This window comes from Chryseosolibacter histidinae, from assembly GCF_018598225.1.
In the GTDB taxonomy this organism is placed as follows: Bacteria; Bacteroidota; Bacteroidia; order Cytophagales; family Cyclobacteriaceae; genus Chryseosolibacter; species Chryseosolibacter histidini.
This window is the reverse complement of the sequence record NZ_JAHESF010000017.1, coordinates 45,741-64,093: the sequence shown is the minus strand read 5'-3', so window position 1 is coordinate 64,093 and position 18,353 is coordinate 45,741. Positions and strand designations below refer to the sequence as shown.

The window sequence follows — 18,353 nt, the reverse complement described above, 5'->3', positions numbered from 1 at the left end:
TTTTATGCCTGTTTCACCCTTTCTTTCTCACCCCTTCAGCCCCTGATCCCGTGACCACATGCCCAAAAGGAACGCTTAGACGGAAAGTTGTGCACCGATCGCACCCATTCCTTAACATTCAGCGGCTGATTATTACATTGGTGATCCTGTTCGTGGTCTTTTACCGCGCCGCTATTGGTTCCATCCGTAACAAAAAGTTAACTTTGATGTACTTTTCGTCAGCCGGATATTTGTATCCCGGAAACAAGATGCGCCACGGAAATTCTTCAGGTCCTCAGGGTAAGACAAGCAGGGTTGGAATACATGCAGCGCGAGCATCACGCCTGGCTTGAATTTTTATAATGAAGGAACGCAAGTATAGTTATGCATAGTTCTCTAGCGCGAGTGGTTGAGGGGTACAGGAAGATCAGGTCATTCATCAACAGCAGAATAAGGCCGCTGCGAAACGATATTGGGTCAAGGCTCTCGGGCCTGTCCACCTATCTGAAGGCCCACCGGAAGCTACGGTCAATGCTGATCATAGCGGGTGTTCCATTTTTATTCTTATTGATCTTAATGTCGGTTGTCTATTATGAAAGCCCCGGCAAAAAGACATTGCGCGCGTTCAGAAACGCCATTCCATCCGAAGTATACACATCAGACGGTGTGCTGATAGGTCGCTATTTTGTACAGGAAAGAACTCCGGTGAAGTATGAGGACATCTCGCCATCGGTGATCGATGCGGCCATTGCTACGGAAGACGTCAGGTTCTTCAACCATGATGGCGTGGACTACCGGAGCCTGGGCCGGGTGCTGATCAAATCCATCCTGTTGCAGAATGAGTCTTCGGGCGGTGGAAGCACCATCACACAGCAGCTCGCCAAGAACATTTTTCCCCGCCGCGAGTACATGGTTTTGTCCATGATCATCAACAAACTCCGGGAGGCGGTGATCGCCGGAAGGCTTGAAAGCATTTACTCGAAGAAAGAGATCCTCACGCTTTATCTTAATACAATACCTTTCGGCGACAACACCTATGGTATCCAGGCTGCCGCGCAACGGTTCTTTTCGTGTGATGCCAAAGCGCTCACCGCTGACCAGGCGGCCGTACTCATCGGCATGCTCAAGGCCACCCACAACTACAACCCAAGACTTTTTCCGAAGCAGTCGCGCACACGCCGGAACGTTGTGCTGGCCCAAATGAAAAAGTATGGCCTGCTGGCGAAGGACAGGACCGATTCGTTACAGAAGCTTCCCCTGAAGCTGAAGCTGGGTGAGCTGAGAAAGGACGAATCCATTGCGCCCTACTTCAGGGATTACCTGAAAACGGAGCTGCAGAAGTGGTGCGAGGAGAACAGGAAAGCCGATGGCACGCCTTACAACCTCCAGACTGATGGTCTTAAGATCTACACCACCATCGATTCAAAACTTCAGCGCTACGCCGAACGTGCTGTGGTGCGGCAGATGACCACGTTACAACAGCAGTTCTTCGATCATTGGGGAAAGGAAGAGCCCTGGAAAGGCAACGAAAGTGTGATCACAGATGCCATTAAAAGAACAGGACGTTATAAAAACCTCCGGCAACGCGGCCTCAGTGAAGAAGAGGTCATGCGCGAGCTGGGAAAACCCGTGTCCATGCGGCTGTTCACATGGGATGGTGGCAAACAGGCCAAGGTGAGTCCCATCGACTCCATCAAGCACCACCTGCAATATCTCAACGCGGGATTCATTGCCATGGAACCCGCCACCGGCAAGATCAAAGCGTGGGTAGGGGGTATCGATCACGACTATTTCCAATACGACCATGTAAAGATCTCCACCAAAAGACAGGTGGGTTCGGTATTCAAACCCATTGTCTATGCGCAGGCCATTGAAGAAGGGGTGTCGCCATGTGAGTTCATTCCCGCCGGGCAGCAGACATATATCGATGAGGAAGGGCAGGAGTGGACGCCGCGCAATTCTCAGTACGACTACCCGGTTCAGTACTCCATGCGTGGGGCATTGGCCTATTCTGTGAACACAGTTTCTGTCAAGCTTATCAGCAGGGCGGGCATCGATAACACCATCCGGCTGGCGCGCAACATGGGTATTCAAAGTGAGATCCCCGATGTGCCTTCCATTGCCCTGGGTTCTTCGGCGATCTCGCTGGTGGAAATGACGGCCGCATACGCATGCCTGGCCAATGAGGGCATTACCAAAACACCGTTCTTCATCGCCGCCATTGAAGACCGTGAAGGTAACATCTATAAGAACATCGGCGCGGACGAAACGGGGAAACGCGCTTTGTCGCAGGAGACAGCACAGCTGGTAAGGCACATGCTGCAGACCGTGGTGCATGAAGGCACTGCCTCGAGACTTCGCTGGAAGTACGGCGTTTATAACGATGTGGCCGCGAAGACAGGCACAACGCAGGCCAATGCCGATGGATGGTTTATGGCGATGACGCCGAAACTGGTCATGGGCACATGGGTAGGCGCAGACGATCCGCGCATCCGGTTCAGGCACACGCTGCTGGGCCAGGGATCCAACACGGCATTGCCAGTGGCAGCCTATTTTCTCAAAGAAGTGAACAATGATCCCTCCTATAAGGAAATTTCCAGAGCGCGGTTCCCGGTGCTGCCTCCTGTACTGAGTAAAAAGCTGAGCTGTGATCTTTATGAGCTCGACGATAATTTACTGCTGCAGATCGAAAAATCTGTACGCGCCCGCGACTCCGTTATTCACGCCGACACACTCGTAGCGCCACCACCGGAGACCTTTCTGCAAACCCTTTACAATCGCAAACGGAAGATCGCCGGCATGTTGTCAGAAACCAACGACGACACAGAGCCGGGAATGAATTGAGAATCAGTTGCCAGTTCCGGTTGCCAGTTTAGGTTTGTGCGAGCTTCATTGGTACGTTTACTGATCACGTGTAACGACTTTCAGAAATCATTCTCAGAAATCACACCGCCAGAACTGGCTATCCGGCAACTGGCAACCGGTAACAGTTAGCGCGGGCACGCCTTTTATATCCAGATACATTGCCGGTTGTGAACCTGCGGCCCTCCTTTCAATGTTTAAATAATTAGTTGGCCTTTAGAAGTTTGGCGTCATGAAGAAGTTATGTGTTGTGGTGTTCCTATGCAGTACCGCGTTCGCCGTTTTCCCGCAAAATTCCCGACTTGATCCACTGATCGTGGATGATCCTTCACGGATCGATATTGTTCGCGACGCTTATGGCGTTCCGCACATTTTCGCAAAGACAGATCCGGAGGTAGCGTATGGCCTTGCGTGGGCGCATGCCGAAGATGATTTTGAAACCCTTCAGAAAGCGTTCCTGGCCAGCAAGACAATGCTCGGGCAACACATAGGCCGCGATGGAGCCATGGTGGATTACATCATACACCTTTTGCGGTTGCGCGAGCTGGTGAATCTCAACTATGAAAAAGATATTTCGCCGGCGTTCAAAGCAGTGCTTCAGGGATATTGTGATGGCTTCAATGCCTATGCTTACACGCATCCGAAAGAAGTGCTGGAGAAAAAATCGCTGCCCATCATCCCGCAGGATGTGTTAACCTATTCTGTATTACAGCTGGCGCTGGGATGTGGTGTTGAAGACGCGTTGCGAAAGATCAATAACGGTACTATGCCGCTGGTAGGATGGGAGCCTGGCGGATCAAACGCTTTTGCTTTCAACTCGAAGATCACCGCCGATGGAAACGTGTACCTTGCCATCAACACACACCATCCGCTGGAAGGGCAGGTGGCCTGGTACGAAGCACACCTGTGCAGCCAGGAGGGTTGGAATATTGTGGGGTCGCTGATGCCGGGCGCGCCTGTCATCATCGCGGGCATCAACGAGAACCTGGGCTGGGCTCACACCGTGAATCACCCCGATCGCCTGGATGTTTACCAGCTTGAAATGAACAGTGATAACGACCTGCAATACAAGGTAGATAACACGTGGTATACGTTGGAAGAAAGAACCGTGAAGCTGAAAGTGAAGATGCCCGGCTTCAACCTGCATGCAAAAAAGAAAGTGTACTGGAGCATCTATGGTCCTACCATGATCACCGAAAGGGGCGTGTTCTCCATCCGCACCACCGGCCTGATGGATATCCGCGGCCTGGAGCAATGGTACCGGATGAACAAATCGGGGAATTTTTCATCGTTCAAAAAAGCGCTGAAGATGGAAGCGCATCCCAGCTACAACATTGTTTACGGCGACCGCTACGACACGATCTTTTATATCTGTAACGGCAAACTTCCGTTGCGTGATCCCAGCTTCAACTGGCGCGAGACATTACCCGGCAACACGTTGCTTACTTTATGGTCGCGCACACACCCGCTGGAAGACCTGCCACAAGTGCTCAACCCGCCTTCGGGATATGTGTACAATACGAATCATTCGCCATTCCATGCCACGGCGCCGGCCGACAATATCAGTGAGGAGGGCTATGACCCTACGATGGGTTACGAAACGCATGACAACAACCGGAGCCTGCGCGTGATGGAGCTGCTGCAGCAACTGCCGAAAGTGAGCTACGAAGATTTTAAACGTATCAAGTACGATGTGCAGCTGCCGCAAAAGCTGGCATTCCCTGTCAATGTTGATACACTTTTTATGCTGAATGAAAACCAGCATCCGGAGTATGCCGGGCTGATCACCACCCTGAAGACCTGGGATAGAAAGGGCACCACCGACAGCCGGGGCGCCGCGCTTTTCGGGATCTTCTTTTACCATGTTGCAGCCAGGTACCAGGCCGATCCTACATACAAGGCAATGACCAAACAGGATTGCATCGAAGCATTGGCCTACATGAAGCAATACCTGCTCTCGAACTTCGGCACCACCGATGTTACGCTGGGAGAATATCAGCGCCTGGAACGCGGCAACAGGTCTATTCCGTTACCCGGTCTTCCGGATGTGCTTGCGGCCATGTATTCAACACCTACCGAGAATGGTCGCGTGAAAGGAACGGTTGGCGATTGTTACATCGCGCTGGCGAAGTTTACGAAAGACGGACCTGAAATTGAAAGTGTGAATTGCTTCGGCGCCTCCAACCGCAAAGGCAGCCCCCATTACGACGACCAGATGGAGCTCTTCCAACAACAGAAAACACACCGGATGACCCTCCGCAGGGACGAAGTGTACCGCGAAGCAAAAGCCATTTATCACCCCGAAGTGCTTTCGAAGCTACCGCTTACTGCGAGGTTGACCAAAGGAAGGAGATAATCAATTGACAATTGACAAAGGGCAATTGACAACAATCCCAACTCGACTTGTAGAGTATTTTTCTCAAACCAGGTTCACTTTTCTATGCATTAATAAAAAGGCCCATTTGCCATGACGTTTGTCAATTGTTCCATTGTCAACTGTCAACTTATTCCACCGCTTCTTCCCAACTCTTCCCGCCATCCACACTCCGGTAAGAGCGCGATTTGGTCACGCCTGAGAAGCCACACACCAGGCTGAACTTGTTGTCGTCATTGCTGTCGATGTACAACAGGTCACAGTCTCCACGCGGCGCTGATAGGAGCTGCCAGTCGTTAGCGTTCGTTTCCTTTACATAGATGGAAGCCTGGTTCTTGATGAGGCTGCTGGTGATGGGACCGATCACGAGTTTGTTTTTGGTGGCGGTTACAAGGGGGATGCGTTTGATATCTTCCGGCAGCTCCATCTTTTTGAAGTTGATGTCGTCGTAACCGGAATACCACAATCGTTTGAACTTGTTGGGCCCGGTGGTGTAGAGGTAGATCTTGTCGGGGCCGAAGCTTACATAGGGTATATTGAACTGAGGATTGATAGCCGCGGGATCGACACGATAATCGGCTTGTTTTTTCCAGGCAAGCGTTGGGCCGGAGGAAGAAAAGATATTGAGGTTCTCGTCAACCGCCAGGAACTTATCGGCGCCCAGCAGGTAAACGTGCGGCTCGCTTTCAACATCCTGCGGAAGCGCAACAACGGAGACACCCTGGTCGGTGCCATACAGGTACTGACCCTGTCCTAACGTGCAGAACAATTTGTCGCCCGTAGAAGTCGCCCGCGTGATCTCGCGGTAAGTGCCGGTCTCTATCGATTGAAATCCTTTTACGGCACCATCGGAAGTTTTGTCCAGTTTCACCAGCACGCCTAAAACGCCATAGAGATATTTGACACCCTTCCTCGGTTTGGCCTTCTCACGCTCCACCACCAGCTCTTCATAACTTTTCTTCAGCTTGTCAGTCTTCTCCTTATCGGCAAACTTCCAGGCGGCGCTCATTCCACTGGCAGCATATTGCTTCTGAAACTGTGTGGTATACCATTGGGCGTCTTTCTCATTATCGAGCGATAACAGCATCACCTTGTTTGAGCCGGGCTCTTTGATGATAAAGGTTAACCCGCCATTGACCACCTGGCCGGAAGTGATCGTAAAAGGCAGCTGTGTCTGGATGGTGAAGGTCTTGCCGCCCATGCCCATCGTATAGAATTCTACGGAGAAGATCTCGTATTCGCCGGGTGCCAGCTCCAGGGCCGTGGTCTCGCTTTTGGTAACATACACGTGCATGGGCGCGCCGCGTAAATTCAGCTTTGAGATCTTCCTGTAGTTGAAAGCGATGCGGTGGTCGCTGTCATAAGAATCAGGGTCCCAGGAGAACTGAATGATGAAAAGCCCCTTGTCACCCTTCACGGTTCCGGCATTTTCCGGCCGAATAGGGGAGAATGCAAAAAGTGAGATAGCCACTAATAACGTGATGATTCTGAGGATCATAAGGTTAAAGTTTGAAGTTCAAAATTTAAGTTGGATTCAGCAACTGGCATACGCACGATTACTGAATACTGATCACCGTTTACCAGATCACTGATTACGATACCTAGCGGAGAATGATACCCATCCCGATGCTGATGGTATGCATGTTCACATTGAAATTTTCATAACCTGGCTCGGTGGTGTCATAGACGTTGCCGATGTTTTGGGTATAGCGCACGTATAGCATCAGCGGCCCGTTGCTCCATTCAGCACCCGTTACCGAGCTGAGCAGCAGGTCTTCGGCGCCCTTGAGCTTGTTTGCTTTCCACTTCTCTTCTTCGCCAGACTCGAACACATTGTAACGGAGCTTGGAGCCGATGTTGAGCCCTCCAGTCACGCCGCCGTAAAGATTCAGGTCAGCCGTTTCACTGCCGATGTTCAACGCCCTGAACAGGTTGAACTTCACCACCACGGGCAGCTCCAGGTACACGAGGCGGTACTTCAGGTAATTATAGGCGTCATCTGTTTTGCTGCCCGAGACCGAGTTCACGTAGATGAAGTCCGGGTTCTTGGTTTTGTAGCCACCACCTTTTTCGGCGTAGCGCAGCCCTGACGAGAGCGTAAAGACATTCGACAGCAGGTAATTGATGTTGCCACCCAGCTCCAGGCTTGCGCGGCTTGCCTTATCGAATGCTGCCACGGCCGACGGATCCGGATAAGGCGCTGTTTTTTTGTCGAAGAATGAAACGGTTACGCCCAGGTCTACGGTGTAATAAACCTTGCCCTGGGCGTTGACTTCAGAAGCCGTGCCACACCCGATGATCAGGCAGAGCATCAACCATAATTTAGTATTGATTTGCATGTGAGATTTTTTTTGCGAATTTTTGAAATTCCACGGTGCCCCTAACAGCCGGACAGCAATATTTCTTACACCAGTACCTTCCCCGTTGAGAAGCACTCAAACATCTCGTAAATAAAACAGGAGTAACCTTTTTGGCACCACAGCATGGTTGAAGAATTCCGGGTTAACAAAAGGTTAACAGCGCTTATTGACCCCGAAAGGTTATTGCTCGAAGCCCTTCTCCTCCTGGCTTCTGACTCCTGGCTCCTGACTTCTCGCCCCTTGCCGCCAAGGCTTCCGAAAGAAGTTGTTCTATTAACTTCCCCAAGTGTTTGCCTTAATGAAGCAGATGTGATAAATTTATTCACACCCACCTTATCCACATCCTTATGCTGCAAAATAACTTCAGGATTACACGGCGGAGCCTGTTCAGGAACAGGAGCCACGCTCTTATCAATTTATTCGGGTTGACTTTAGGACTGACGGTAAGCATGCTCATCTTCCTTTTTGTGCGGGATGAGCTGAGTTACGATAAGTACCTGTCCGGCTACGAACAGATCTTTCGTATTCAGCCCACAATTTTGGACGATGGTGCCGACCAGACATGGGCTACCTCCGAAGGTTTTCTCGTGCCTGCCCTCAGTACCCGCTATCCCGAGATCGAAGCGGGTACCCGTATTCTCCGCCACGATGGCGAAATATCGTTCAAAACAGATTCCGAGCATTTCGCCGAGTACGGTGCCATCATCGCCGACTCCACATTCTTCAAAGTGTTCCCGTTTCCGTTCGTTTACGGCGACCGGAATACGGCCCTGAACCACCCGGGAGGTATGGTGATCTCCAGAGACCTGGCAATAAAATACTTCGGTAACACAGATCCCGTCGGCAAGCTCTTGACCAACGGTGACGCCACCAGAACCATCACGGGTGTTTTTGAGAACGTGCCGGCAAACAGCCACCTCCATTTCAAGATCGTGTTTCCCATGAGGTCGTGGTGGCCAGACGCAGACGAGTCACGCAACATGTATGCGTTCTATTCATATGTACGCCTGAGGTCAGCGGAACAGGCAGCGCCTTTCTCGGAGAAACTGCGCGCCGACTGGTACCGGATCTATGGATACGTGGATGACCACGGCAACCCTGCACCGCCCAAGGATATCAAAAGGAGCTTCAGCGCCATGCCGGTTTCTGATATCTATCTGACCAGCCATGCCGAAAAGGAATTCGGCACCAACAGCAGCATGCAGCTCATCTACATTTTCATTGCTGTGGCCATCCTTGTGCTCGTCATCGCCGTCATCAACTACGTGAACCTCTCCAACGCCCTGGCGCTGAAGCGCGCCCGTGAGGTCGCCATCCGCAAAACCATCGGGGCCACCCGCAAAAAGCTGTTCCTGGGTTTCATCCTCGAAGCCTATGCCTTTAGCTTTATCGCCTTTGTGATCAGCGTGGTGCTGGTGGCATTGGTGTTGCCGTACTTCAATACCTTTACGGGCAAACAATTCTCTCCCGGATTGTTGCTCGACCTTCGTTTCATCGCCCCGGTGCTCGCCGTGTGGGCCGTGCTCGGTTTTCTCTCGGGATTGTACCCGGCAATGATCCTCTCATCCTTCAATCCCATCCAGACCCTGAAGTCGGGCATCAGCGCCGGCAAGTCGGGGCCGCTGGCGGTGTACCTCAGGCGTACGCTGCTGGTCTCCCAGTTTGCTATCGCGGCACTGATGATCGTAAGCGCCTTTACCATTCGCGATCAGCTGAATTTTATCGAACGCATGAACATCGGCTTCAACAAGCACAATATAGTGGTGGTGCCGGTTAAAGGAGATTTGTACAACAAACGCGAAGCTTTCAAGAACGAAGTGAACAGGTTGCCCGGTGTGGAGTCTTCCACCTTTTCTTCTGCAGTGCCTGGCAAACGTGTGGTGTTCCTCACCGTGCGGGTTCCGGACCTTGCCGGTAGCCGCGGTGGCGACGACAAGGGCATGCGCGACATGCGGGTAATGGCAGTAGACCATGACTTCATCAAAACGCTGAAGTTGGAGCTGATAGCGGGGCGCGACTTCTCTGTTGAGAATGCTTCCGATGCACAGTCAGCCTTTATCCTGAATGAAGCTGCCGTCAGGGAATTCGATCTGAAAGATCCCATAGGCCGGCCGTTCGAATACCAGTTCGGCGAACCTAAAACAGGACACATCATTGGTGTTGTCAGGGATTTCAATTTCGCCTCCGTTCATTCGCCGGTAGAGCCGCTGATGATGCACATTCTGCCCTGGCACGATGCGCTCAGCATCCGCCTCAAACCTGGAAGGGTACAGGAAACACTGGCGGGCATCGAGGCAGCCTGGAAACAAGTCTCCTCGTCACCGTTCGATTACAACTTTCTCGACTCAAGCTACGATGCCATGTACAAAGCTGAAAAGACGACGGGCAGGCTGATCACCCTGTTTACCGTTCTGGCGCTGGTCATCGCCTGCCTCGGCCTGTTCGGCGTGGTGTCGTTCTTCATCGCGCAACGCACCCGTGAGGTCAGCATCCGCAAAACACTCGGCGCTTCCCATGTCTCCCTGATGAAGGAGCTTTCAAAGGAATATGTGGTGATCGTGATCGTGGCCAACCTCGTGGCCCTTTACCCGGCGTGGCTCCTGATCGATCAATGGCTCCAGAAATTCCAGTACCGTGTCGAGCTCTCTTTGCTGCCTTTCATCATCGCCTTCGTGGCCAGCAGTGTATTGGCGTATTGTTCCATTATCTACGTAGTACTAAAAACGGCCGGCACCAATCCCGCTGTAGTTTTGAGAAATGAGTAAAAAGAAGTAAGGAGTAAGAATTAAGAATTAAGAATTAAGGAGTCAGGACACCTATGATCGAAGGATATATTTTCATAAGAAGGTTGCGCATTGAAGCGATAGGAGGCCGATCGTACCTCGTAGATCGTACCTCGTACCTTCACACTATGATTGTTTTGGTGCTGGCGATTGTGATAACAGCCTGCCGGGAAAAAAGCAGCGACAAGCCCGATATCGTTCTCGGAAAAAAAGAAAAGATCCACTCGGAGATCTTGCAGGAGGACCGGGAGATCTGGGTGCATGTGCCGGATGAGTACGATGAACAGGGAGATGGTTCAGGTAAGCAGTACCCGGTGTTGTATTTGCTGGATGGCGATGCACATTTTTATTCCGTGGTGGGACTGATGCATCAGATGAGCAGCGTGAATGGAAACGATGTGTGTCCGAAGATGATCGTGGTGGCCATTCCCAACACAAACCGCACCCGTGACCTGACGCCAACGCATGTTGAATCAAAGGGAGCCGACAGCACATTTTTTAAACCCAGTGGTGGTGGCGAGAAGTTTACAAGCTTCCTTGCAGAAGAGTTGATTCCCTACATTGAAAAACATTACCCGGCAACAGACAACCGCGTGCTGATCGGGCATTCATTGGGCGGCCTTATGGCGATCAACACGATGATGCACCACAGCGACCTGTTTAAAAAATACATTGCCATCGACCCCAGTCTTTGGTGGGATGATCACAAGTCGCTGGAAGGATACGAGCAGGCGTTGCGGCAGAAAGACCTCCATGGCAGATCGCTCTTCATCGGCGTTGCCAATACCATCTCGATGGACACAGTACAGGCGCTGAAAGACACCACTGAACGAACGGATCACTTCAGGTCCATCATCCGTTTCGCCAATGACTTACAGCAGGTTAAGAACCACGGGCTGGACTGGAGCTATAAATATTATGGTCAGGAGGGGCACGGTTCGGTTCCGCTGATCACAGAATACGATGCCTTCTATTTCATCTTCCGCAAGGTGCCCATCAAGATGGACCTCGCCCAGCTTAAGCGCTTTGAAGGCAAATACCGGTTTCAATTCACTGCGGGCCAGGACAGCTTTATCGAGATCAGGGCCGCCGCCGATGATCAATTGCTGATCAAGGAGTTATGGACGGGCCGTGAAAGAGAATTCAAACCACTGTCAGCAACCGAATTCTATTCTTTCGAAGATCGTTTCCCCCTGAAATTCATCATCGACGATGCCGGGGTACCGATGCAGGCGCTTGCTTTTAACAGCGATGTATGGAACAGGGTGGATGAGAAGGAGTAAGGAGTAAGGAGTAAGGAGTAAGAGAAGCCAGAAGTCAGAAGAGGAGGAGTGAAGTTTCGGAGTTGTGTTACAATTCATAAAGGGAAGTCATAGGAGAAGGGAACAACGGGGTCCTCTTAATGAAAGGCCTTTCAAGGACCACAGGTAAATTTAGATCGTGAGATGCAATTATTGGCACGTCACGCAAGCTCATATATCGGGGCTTTCATCGGACCCATGGTGATGAAGTCCGACCCCTTAAAACTTTTTCTGTGCGGAAGGCATCTTATCCCTGTACCAAACCTTTTATCGGATGAAAGACCTTCTAAAAAACGCATGGAAAATCTCGTTTCTATTAATAACTGTTTCAGCCTGTGCTCCAAAAGACCATCCTGACTCGGTTCGCATTATGATAACGAACACTGGCAGCGATGCTTCCGTTGTACGGATAATGATCACCAACAGTTTCAGCTTTGAGACGAGTACACTGGCCGAAGGGAAACCAGATTCAGCAGGACGCGTAACGTTTGAATTCCCGCTTTCAGAAGCGACGCTGGCAACGATCGAAACAGGAGTGAGCGTCGCCGAGGATAAGAGAATCCCAATATACCTGGCACCTGGTTATGATCTGGAGATCACCTTGAACGCATCCGGCCTGATAGCACACTGCGAAGGCAAAGGATCGGAACCCAACAACTACCTGGCAAAAGTTAACGACCTCATCCGCACCATTGTATGGGCTGGCGGAAAACATATCAACAAACGCGACTCCGCTTCTTTTTTCCATCAGCTCGACTCGCTGGACCTTCAATTAAGAGATTTCCATCACCATTACATCGACACCGTTGACCTGGCCATTGAGATCGCCGATCTGCTCTCCAAAAGAAATACGGTTTCAGTGCTGTACTTGAAACAGAATTATGAATGGAACGCAGGAGCGAGAAATGGTTTTAAAAACCGGAAACGGATTGAAGCGATCATGGATGAGATCCCATTCGATTCGACACTGCTGAGCTATCGCGTATTGGAATATGCCACGATGCTACACATGAATATGGTTCTAAAGTTTCACGTTTCGCCCCGAAAAGCATCGCAGGAAGAGCCATTCTCTGAAGCGCCGGCTCCCGAATTTGCTATTGACACTAAAATTGAAAACGGCGAATTTTCTCCGGAGCTCAAAACATTTCTGAAAGCGAAGAACATCGCTTTCTGGCTGACGGCCAAAGGCATTACACCGCCGGTAGACTCGTTATACAGGGAATTCAAGAAACGATACCCGAATTCGTCATACCTGCCATCGTTGAACAAACGATTCGACATGTGGTTTGCCATTGCACCGGGCCAGCCCGCACCCGACTTTTCAGGGAATACGCCGGATGGCAAAAAGATTTCCCTGAGTGACCTGAAAGGCAAGATCGTTTATGTAGACGTGTGGGCAACGTGGTGTGGTCCGTGTGTGGCAGAGATGCCGCACATGCGAAAGCTCCAGGACCGCTTTAGCAAGAACGAGGACGTCGCCTTTGTGCTGATCTCTGTTGACGAAAAGGAAGAGGCCTGGAAAAAAAAGATCGCTGGCGATATGAAAGGACTTGGAACTTACAGCATACGGGAGCAGAAACAGGATGGTGGCTCACCCTTTCAGAAGGTTTACCAGATCTCAGGCATACCCCGGTATATATTGATAGACCAGGCTGGAAAAATTGTCGCTGCCGAAGCAGAACGCCCTTCGTCCGGTGATGTTATTGCCGCCGAGATCAACAAGTTGTTGAATAAGAAGCAAGAAGGATAACGGAGAGCGCATGGCAGCATCCCCAATGTCGCGGGAGGTTCATTCCTTCAGCAATCGTTCGCGTAAAAAATTGTATTGAGAATTTGTCACACCTGTACAAAACCCGATCTAACGGCTTGAGCAGGGGAGAAGAGCCCGGCGTTTAGACAAATTTAACAACTACTAATTTTTTATGAACGAAATCAATTTAGCGATCACGGGCGTGTCGTCTTTTGTGGCAGAGCCCATCACCATCGATGACTGGGCAAATCTTTATCAGGTTCCTGATCGCCAGAAAACCGGGAAGTATCTTGACGGTGGCATGATCGAAAAAATTCTTGGTATCAAATCAAAGAGCTGGGCACCGGAAGTGTTCAAGGATCCTGCCGTGGTGGTGAATACGGCGAAGGCAGCGATGGCAAAAGCGCAGGTGACGGCCGATGAGATCGACGCTGCTATTATCGTTACCTGCTCACCTTTCCAGGTTCAGCTCGACCAGGATGCCTTCCACCTATACAAGAACCTCGGACTGCCCGATCATGTGGTGCCCGTATTACTGGGTGCCGGATGTGCAGGCATGGCGCGGGCCATTGCGCTCGCATCACAGATGGCTGGAAAAACTTTCCTCATCATCTCGTACAGCCTCAGCAGCCTCTATACACAAACACCTGTTTACAAGAACAACGCGGTGCATCCGCTGGGAAAATCGCTGTGGATGTCGGCAGCGCTCTTTTCCGATGGCGCCTCCGCAGTAGTGCTGCGCAGAACCGAGCAACCTACAGGCTATTCTTTCTACTCACGTGATTCGCTTGCCTTCGGGCAGGAAGATGGCTTCGAAGATCCGTTGATCCACTACTATGGCAGCGGCGCGTGGGCACCTCCCGGCACACAGGAATGCGAAGCGCTTTCTTGTTTTGCCATGTCGGGCAACTCCATCAAAGAATATTATATCAAGGGTATGACGCTGAATCACCAGCAGCTGGAACGCCACCAGCCAGGCTACCTGGATCAGGTAAGAAAACTATACACACACCAGGCAAGTCCCATGCTCACCAACGCGTTTCTCGACACGTTGATCAAGGAACATACCATCGATCGTTCGAAGATCGGTATCAACGTTGTGAAATACGGGAACCTGGTAACCACCAGCACCATCAAGCTGCTCGACGACGATCTCAAAGCGGGTGTGATTGAAGCCGGTGATAAGATATGCATCTCCGTGGTAGGCGCCGGCCCCGAACGGGGAGCGTTTATTATTCCGGTGTACCAATTATAATAGTAGGCAGTAGGCAAGGAACAATAAACAATTGACAATGGGCAGTAGACAACAGTACGTCTGACATACACTGGTCTGTGTGCTTCTCTCGAATCCAATAATTCAGAGCAAAGCACGAATCGTGAATCTCAACGCCCACCCATTGTCTACTGCCATCTTGCCTACTGTCAACCATCTTCCCTACCAGATCTTCACCCGCTCAGACTCAGGTCTGAACATCTTATCGCCTTCCTTCACGTTGAACGCCTCGTAAAACGCCGCGAAGTTGGTGAGCGGTCCGTTGCTTCGGTACATGCCGGGCGAGTGCGGGTCGGTCTGCACCTGTGTGCGCAGGGTCTCGTCTTTATACTTCGAACGCCAGATGGTGCCCCATGAAATAAAGAAACGTTGCTCTGGTGTGTATCCTTCGATGAGGCCCGGGTTTCCGTTCGCTTTCAGGTGGCGTTGCAGGCCATCGTACGCTACAGTGACGCCACCGAGGTCGCCGATGTTCTCGCCCAGGGTGAACTGACCCTGAACAAAGACGCCGGGAAGGGGCTCATACTTGTTGAACTGTTCAGCGTACGCTTTTCCTTTTTCCTGGAAGCGCCGGAGGTCTTCGGCCGACCACCAGTTCTTCAGGTTGCCTTCTGCATCGAACTTGCTGCCCTGGTCGTCGAAGCCATGCGATATCTCGTGCCCGATCACTGCGCCGATGCCGCCATAGTTCACGGCTTCGTCAGCACGGTAATCATAGAAAGGTGGCTGAAGGATGGCAGCGGGGAAAACGATCTCATTGAAAGTAGGATTGTAATACGCGTTGACTGTCTGCGGGGTCATGCGCCACTCCTTGCGGTCTACCGGCTTGCCTAGTTTGGAAACCTGGCGGTTGAAATTGAATTGCTGCGCATTCATGACGTTCTGTGCATAAGAACCTTTCTCGGGATTTTTCTCCACCACGAGCTTTGAATAATCGCGCCACTCATCAGGGTAGGCGATCTTCACCGAGAAGGTAGACAACTTCTTCAGCGCTTTCTCTTTTGTAGAGTCAGACATCCAGTCCAGGTTTTTGATGCGGTCAGCGAAAGCGAGCCTGATGTTCTCCACCATCTGCATTGCTTTGGCCTTGGCTTCGGGCGGAAAGTTTTTCTCCACGTACAGCTTGCCGATGGCTTCACCCACAGCGCCGTTGGTGGCGTCCAGCACCCGTTTCCAGCGTGGACGAAGGGCGTCGATGCCACGCAGGTATTGGGTGTTGAACTCGAAGTCGGCCCGAACGAGGTCGTAGTTTAGGTAAGGAGCGGTGCGGTCCAGCAGTCTCCAGCGCAGGTATGCCTTGATATCAGTCAGCGAACTTTTGCTCAGCACATTTTCAAGCGCGCTCATGTAACCCACGTCACTCACGATCACCGAGTCGATGCCGCTGATGCCGAGGTACGAGAGGTACTGCTTCCAGTCGATAGAAGGTACCATCTTGCTCATGTCGGCAACGGCGCGTTTGTTATAACGTTTATCAGGATTTCTCCGCTCTTCCTTGGTCATGGTTCCGTTGGCGAGGGTGGTCTCTATTGCCATGATATTTTTTGCGGCAGCGCCTTTGGCAGGATCTTCGCCCAGCGTCAGCATCCTGGTGATGTGCGCTACATATTTCTCACGCGTTTCCTTCGATTTATCATCTGTCTTGGTATAGTAGTCGCGTTCCGGAAGTCCAAGTCCCCGGCGTTGAGGTAGAGTGCCACCTCGTTGCTTTTCTTCAGGTCCGTATTCACACCCAGGCCGAAGAAAGCGCCTCCGTCCACACGCTGCTGTTCGGCGAGGTATTGCTGCAGATCTTTTTTACTGGCGATGGCGTTGATCTTTTCCAGGTAGGGCTCGATGGGTTTCAGCCTCATGTTCTCAGCTTGCGTGGAATCCATTCCGATGACAAAGAAATCGGCGGCCTTCCGCTGATCGGAGCCATCTTTGTAGAGATTGCCGGAGCCGGCGTCTTTCAATACTGACAGCACGGCGTTGCGGGTGTTCTCCCCCAGCTCATTGAAAGAGCCCCAGCGTCCCTGGTCGGAAGGGATTTGGGTCTGTGATACCCAGTTGCCATTCACGAAGGTAAAGAAGTCGTCCGCGGGGTTCACGGTAGTATCCATGTAGGCGGTGTTGATGCCCACACCTTTTTCGAGTTTTACTTCCTTATTGTTGGCACACGAGGCCAGCAATAGAATGCCCGGAAGCAGGGCAGGTAGTCGTCTGAACATAGGTTAATGGTTATAGGCGGAAGATAAGGGAAAATTGGTTACCGGTTGCCAGTTACCGGATAGCCGGTTTAGGCGTTGTGTGAACTCGAAGTTTCGTTTATTGATCAGGAGATTGGATCAGAACACGCTGGAAAAATTTACACGGAACTGAACTGGCCGCCCGGCAACTGGTAACTGGCAACTATCTCTGAACCAGTTGCTCAAACAGTCTCCCCAGCATCTCCTCCGCATCCGTGCAGAGTCCGGGATGTACTTTCGACGTTTGCAGCATGGTGCTGCGGGTGGCGGTGAGCCAGCGGAAGCGTTCGGGCATGGAGAGTTTCCCGATAGGGCCGGCGTCTTTGCCTCCCGCACAGATGCGCTCGAAGGAAGTGATGTGTTGCCTGAGCTCCTGCAGGTCGAGCTTTTCGCACAACGCCAGCAATCTTTTTTCGTCCAGCGCGAAGCGGGTCTTTAAAAAATTCTGTGGCTTGCAGTACAGCACGATGCCTACGTTGAGAAACTCTTCACGCTCAACATGCGGTACCACACGGATAACAGCGTACTCAAACAAGTGATTCCCTTGCATGTTGTGCTTCTTTTATAAAAAGGTCCGAATTTACGATTCTGGTTTCAAGGAATGAAACGTAGGCTTGCCGGTGCGCGTCCGGCGACTCAAAGGGCGCGTCTGCCGTGAGCCACGCGTCAGGCACCAACGATACGATAGCACGAATGCGCTCCGGGGTGAGCTTTGCGCGGAAGTCCTGGTCTACGTCATTCAACACCGTGGCATGCTGCAGCAGCACATGGTCTTTTACCATGGGAAAAGCCTTGGTGGCGGCCTTCTGCCAATCCTGCCACGAATGGTGAAAGTACAACGCGGCGCCATGGTCGATGAGCCAGAGCTCCTTGTGCCACCACAACATGTTTGTGTTGCGGGTGGTGCGGTCGACATTCATCAGCAAACAATCCAGCCACACGATCTGCGACGCTAGCTTCGGGGAGACCGGTATGGCGAGGGGATCAAAGGTGATGGACCCTGAAAGATAATGCAGTCCGAGGTTGAGGCCCGTGCTGGCTTTCAGCAGGTCCTGAATCTCTTCATCGCCTTCCATCCGCCCGAAGGCGCTGTCGAGCTCCGCGAAAACGATCTCCGGGATCTTCAGGCCCAGGGTGCGGGCGATCTCTCCACCGATGAGCTCGGCAATGAGGGCTTTGCTGCCCTGGCCGGCGCCGCGGAATTTCAGCACGTATAAAAACTGATCATCCGCTTCCACAATAGCGGGCATCGATCCGCCTTCGCGCAGCGGCGTAACATAACGTGTCACATTCACGGTCCTGAGTTCTGGTGGCCTGTGCTCCATAAAGTTCCTCGCGTAATGGCGTTAAAGAAAGCAGCTAGCGCAAACTATTCCAAATGGCGATCTCATTACGTGTGTGAAAAAATTTGAAACACTTACCGGTTGCCGGTTTGGGGTGGTG

11 protein-coding genes and 1 pseudogene are annotated in these 18,353 nt (G+C 51.7%); 6 read left to right on the top strand and 6 right to left on the bottom strand.

Going from position 1 to position 18,353, the window contains the following annotated elements; all coding sequences use genetic code 11:
• Window positions 1-363: 363 nt before the first annotated feature.
• Together KK083_RS17755 and KK083_RS17750 are read left to right on the top strand one after the other, a co-directional pair.
• A complete protein-coding gene (locus KK083_RS17755; protein ID WP_254165477.1) occupies window positions 364-2,823 on the top strand; it encodes a transglycosylase domain-containing protein in 2,460 nt (819 codons plus the stop codon).
• Between the two features lie 250 nt (window positions 2,824-3,073).
• Window positions 3,074-5,197, top strand: a complete 2,124-nt coding sequence (locus KK083_RS17750) for a penicillin acylase family protein (RefSeq protein ID WP_254165470.1) — start codon at window positions 3,074-3,076, stop codon at window positions 5,195-5,197.
• Window positions 5,198-5,345: 148 nt separating this feature from the next.
• Here the strand turns inward: KK083_RS17750 and KK083_RS17745 are convergent, their stop codons facing one another.
• Both KK083_RS17745 and KK083_RS17740 read right to left on the bottom strand, forming a co-directional pair.
• Complete coding sequence (locus KK083_RS17745; protein WP_254165463.1) at window positions 5,346-6,713, bottom strand: hypothetical protein; 1,368 nt, start codon at window positions 6,711-6,713, stop codon at window positions 5,346-5,348.
• 103 nt (window positions 6,714-6,816) lie between these two features.
• Window positions 6,817-7,554 carry an outer membrane beta-barrel protein gene (locus KK083_RS17740; RefSeq protein WP_254165461.1) on the bottom strand — a complete coding sequence of 246 codons (738 nt, stop codon included), beginning with the start codon at window positions 7,552-7,554 and terminating at the stop codon, window positions 6,817-6,819.
• A gap of 368 nt (window positions 7,555-7,922) precedes the next feature.
• Between KK083_RS17740 and KK083_RS17735 the strand changes: the two genes are divergently transcribed.
• The 4 genes from KK083_RS17735 to KK083_RS17720 all read left to right on the top strand — a co-directional run bounded on the left by KK083_RS17735 (window position 7,923) and on the right by KK083_RS17720 (window position 14,664).
• A complete protein-coding gene (locus KK083_RS17735; protein WP_254165459.1) occupies window positions 7,923-10,340 on the top strand; it encodes an ABC transporter permease in 2,418 nt (805 codons plus the stop codon).
• Window positions 10,341-10,486: 146 nt separating this feature from the next.
• Window positions 10,487-11,641: an alpha/beta hydrolase gene (locus KK083_RS17730; RefSeq protein WP_254165451.1), complete on the top strand. Its 1,155-nt coding sequence runs from the start codon at window positions 10,487-10,489 to the stop codon at window positions 11,639-11,641.
• A 388-nt stretch (window positions 11,642-12,029) separates the two neighbouring features.
• Complete coding sequence (locus KK083_RS17725) at window positions 12,030-13,409, top strand: TlpA family protein disulfide reductase (RefSeq protein ID WP_254165442.1); 1,380 nt, start codon at window positions 12,030-12,032, stop codon at window positions 13,407-13,409.
• A gap of 172 nt (window positions 13,410-13,581) precedes the next feature.
• On the top strand, window positions 13,582-14,664 hold the full coding sequence (locus KK083_RS17720; protein ID WP_254165440.1) for a 3-oxoacyl-[acyl-carrier-protein] synthase III C-terminal domain-containing protein: 1,083 nt from the start codon (window positions 13,582-13,584) through the stop codon (window positions 14,662-14,664).
• A 180-nt stretch (window positions 14,665-14,844) separates the two neighbouring features.
• Here the strand turns inward: KK083_RS17720 and KK083_RS17715 are convergent, their stop codons facing one another.
• From KK083_RS17715 to KK083_RS17700, 4 genes and pseudogenes are all read right to left on the bottom strand, one after another.
• Window positions 14,845-15,483, bottom strand: coding sequence for a M13-type metalloendopeptidase (locus tag KK083_RS17715; RefSeq protein WP_254165591.1), 639 nt, complete (start codon window positions 15,481-15,483; stop codon window positions 14,845-14,847).
• 207 nt (window positions 15,484-15,690) lie between these two features.
• A pseudogene (locus KK083_RS17710) lies at window positions 15,691-16,784 on the bottom strand (M13 family metallopeptidase); the annotation flags it as partial.
• A 289-nt stretch (window positions 16,785-17,073) separates the two neighbouring features.
• On the bottom strand, window positions 17,074-17,460 hold the full coding sequence (locus KK083_RS17705; RefSeq protein WP_254165439.1) for a DUF3037 domain-containing protein: 387 nt from the start codon (window positions 17,458-17,460) through the stop codon (window positions 17,074-17,076).
• Window positions 17,438-18,235, bottom strand: a complete 798-nt coding sequence (locus KK083_RS17700; RefSeq protein ID WP_254165437.1) for a HipA family kinase — start codon at window positions 18,233-18,235, stop codon at window positions 17,438-17,440. The genes KK083_RS17705 and KK083_RS17700 overlap by 23 nt, the downstream gene beginning before the upstream one ends.
• Between the last annotated feature and the right edge of the window lie 118 nt (window positions 18,236-18,353).

Coding starts and splice junctions, on each gene's coding strand:
- KK083_RS17755 (WP_254165477.1), top strand. CDS start 364: ATGCATAGTTCTCTAGCGCGAGTGGTTGAGGGGTACAGGAAGATCAGG.
- KK083_RS17750 (WP_254165470.1), top strand. CDS start 3,074: ATGAAGAAGTTATGTGTTGTGGTGTTCCTATGCAGTACCGCGTTCGCC.
- KK083_RS17745 (WP_254165463.1), bottom strand. CDS start 6,713: ATGATCCTCAGAATCATCACGTTATTAGTGGCTATCTCACTTTTTGCA.
- KK083_RS17740 (WP_254165461.1), bottom strand. CDS start 7,554: ATGCAAATCAATACTAAATTATGGTTGATGCTCTGCCTGATCATCGGG.
- KK083_RS17735 (WP_254165459.1), top strand. CDS start 7,923: ATGCTGCAAAATAACTTCAGGATTACACGGCGGAGCCTGTTCAGGAAC.
- KK083_RS17730 (WP_254165451.1), top strand. CDS start 10,487: ATGATTGTTTTGGTGCTGGCGATTGTGATAACAGCCTGCCGGGAAAAA.
- KK083_RS17725 (WP_254165442.1), top strand. CDS start 12,030: ATGATAACGAACACTGGCAGCGATGCTTCCGTTGTACGGATAATGATC.
- KK083_RS17720 (WP_254165440.1), top strand. CDS start 13,582: ATGAACGAAATCAATTTAGCGATCACGGGCGTGTCGTCTTTTGTGGCA.
- KK083_RS17715 (WP_254165591.1), bottom strand. CDS start 15,483: ATGACCCCGCAGACAGTCAACGCGTATTACAATCCTACTTTCAATGAG.
- KK083_RS17705 (WP_254165439.1), bottom strand. CDS start 17,460: ATGCAAGGGAATCACTTGTTTGAGTACGCTGTTATCCGTGTGGTACCG.
- KK083_RS17700 (WP_254165437.1), bottom strand. CDS start 18,235: ATGGAGCACAGGCCACCAGAACTCAGGACCGTGAATGTGACACGTTAT.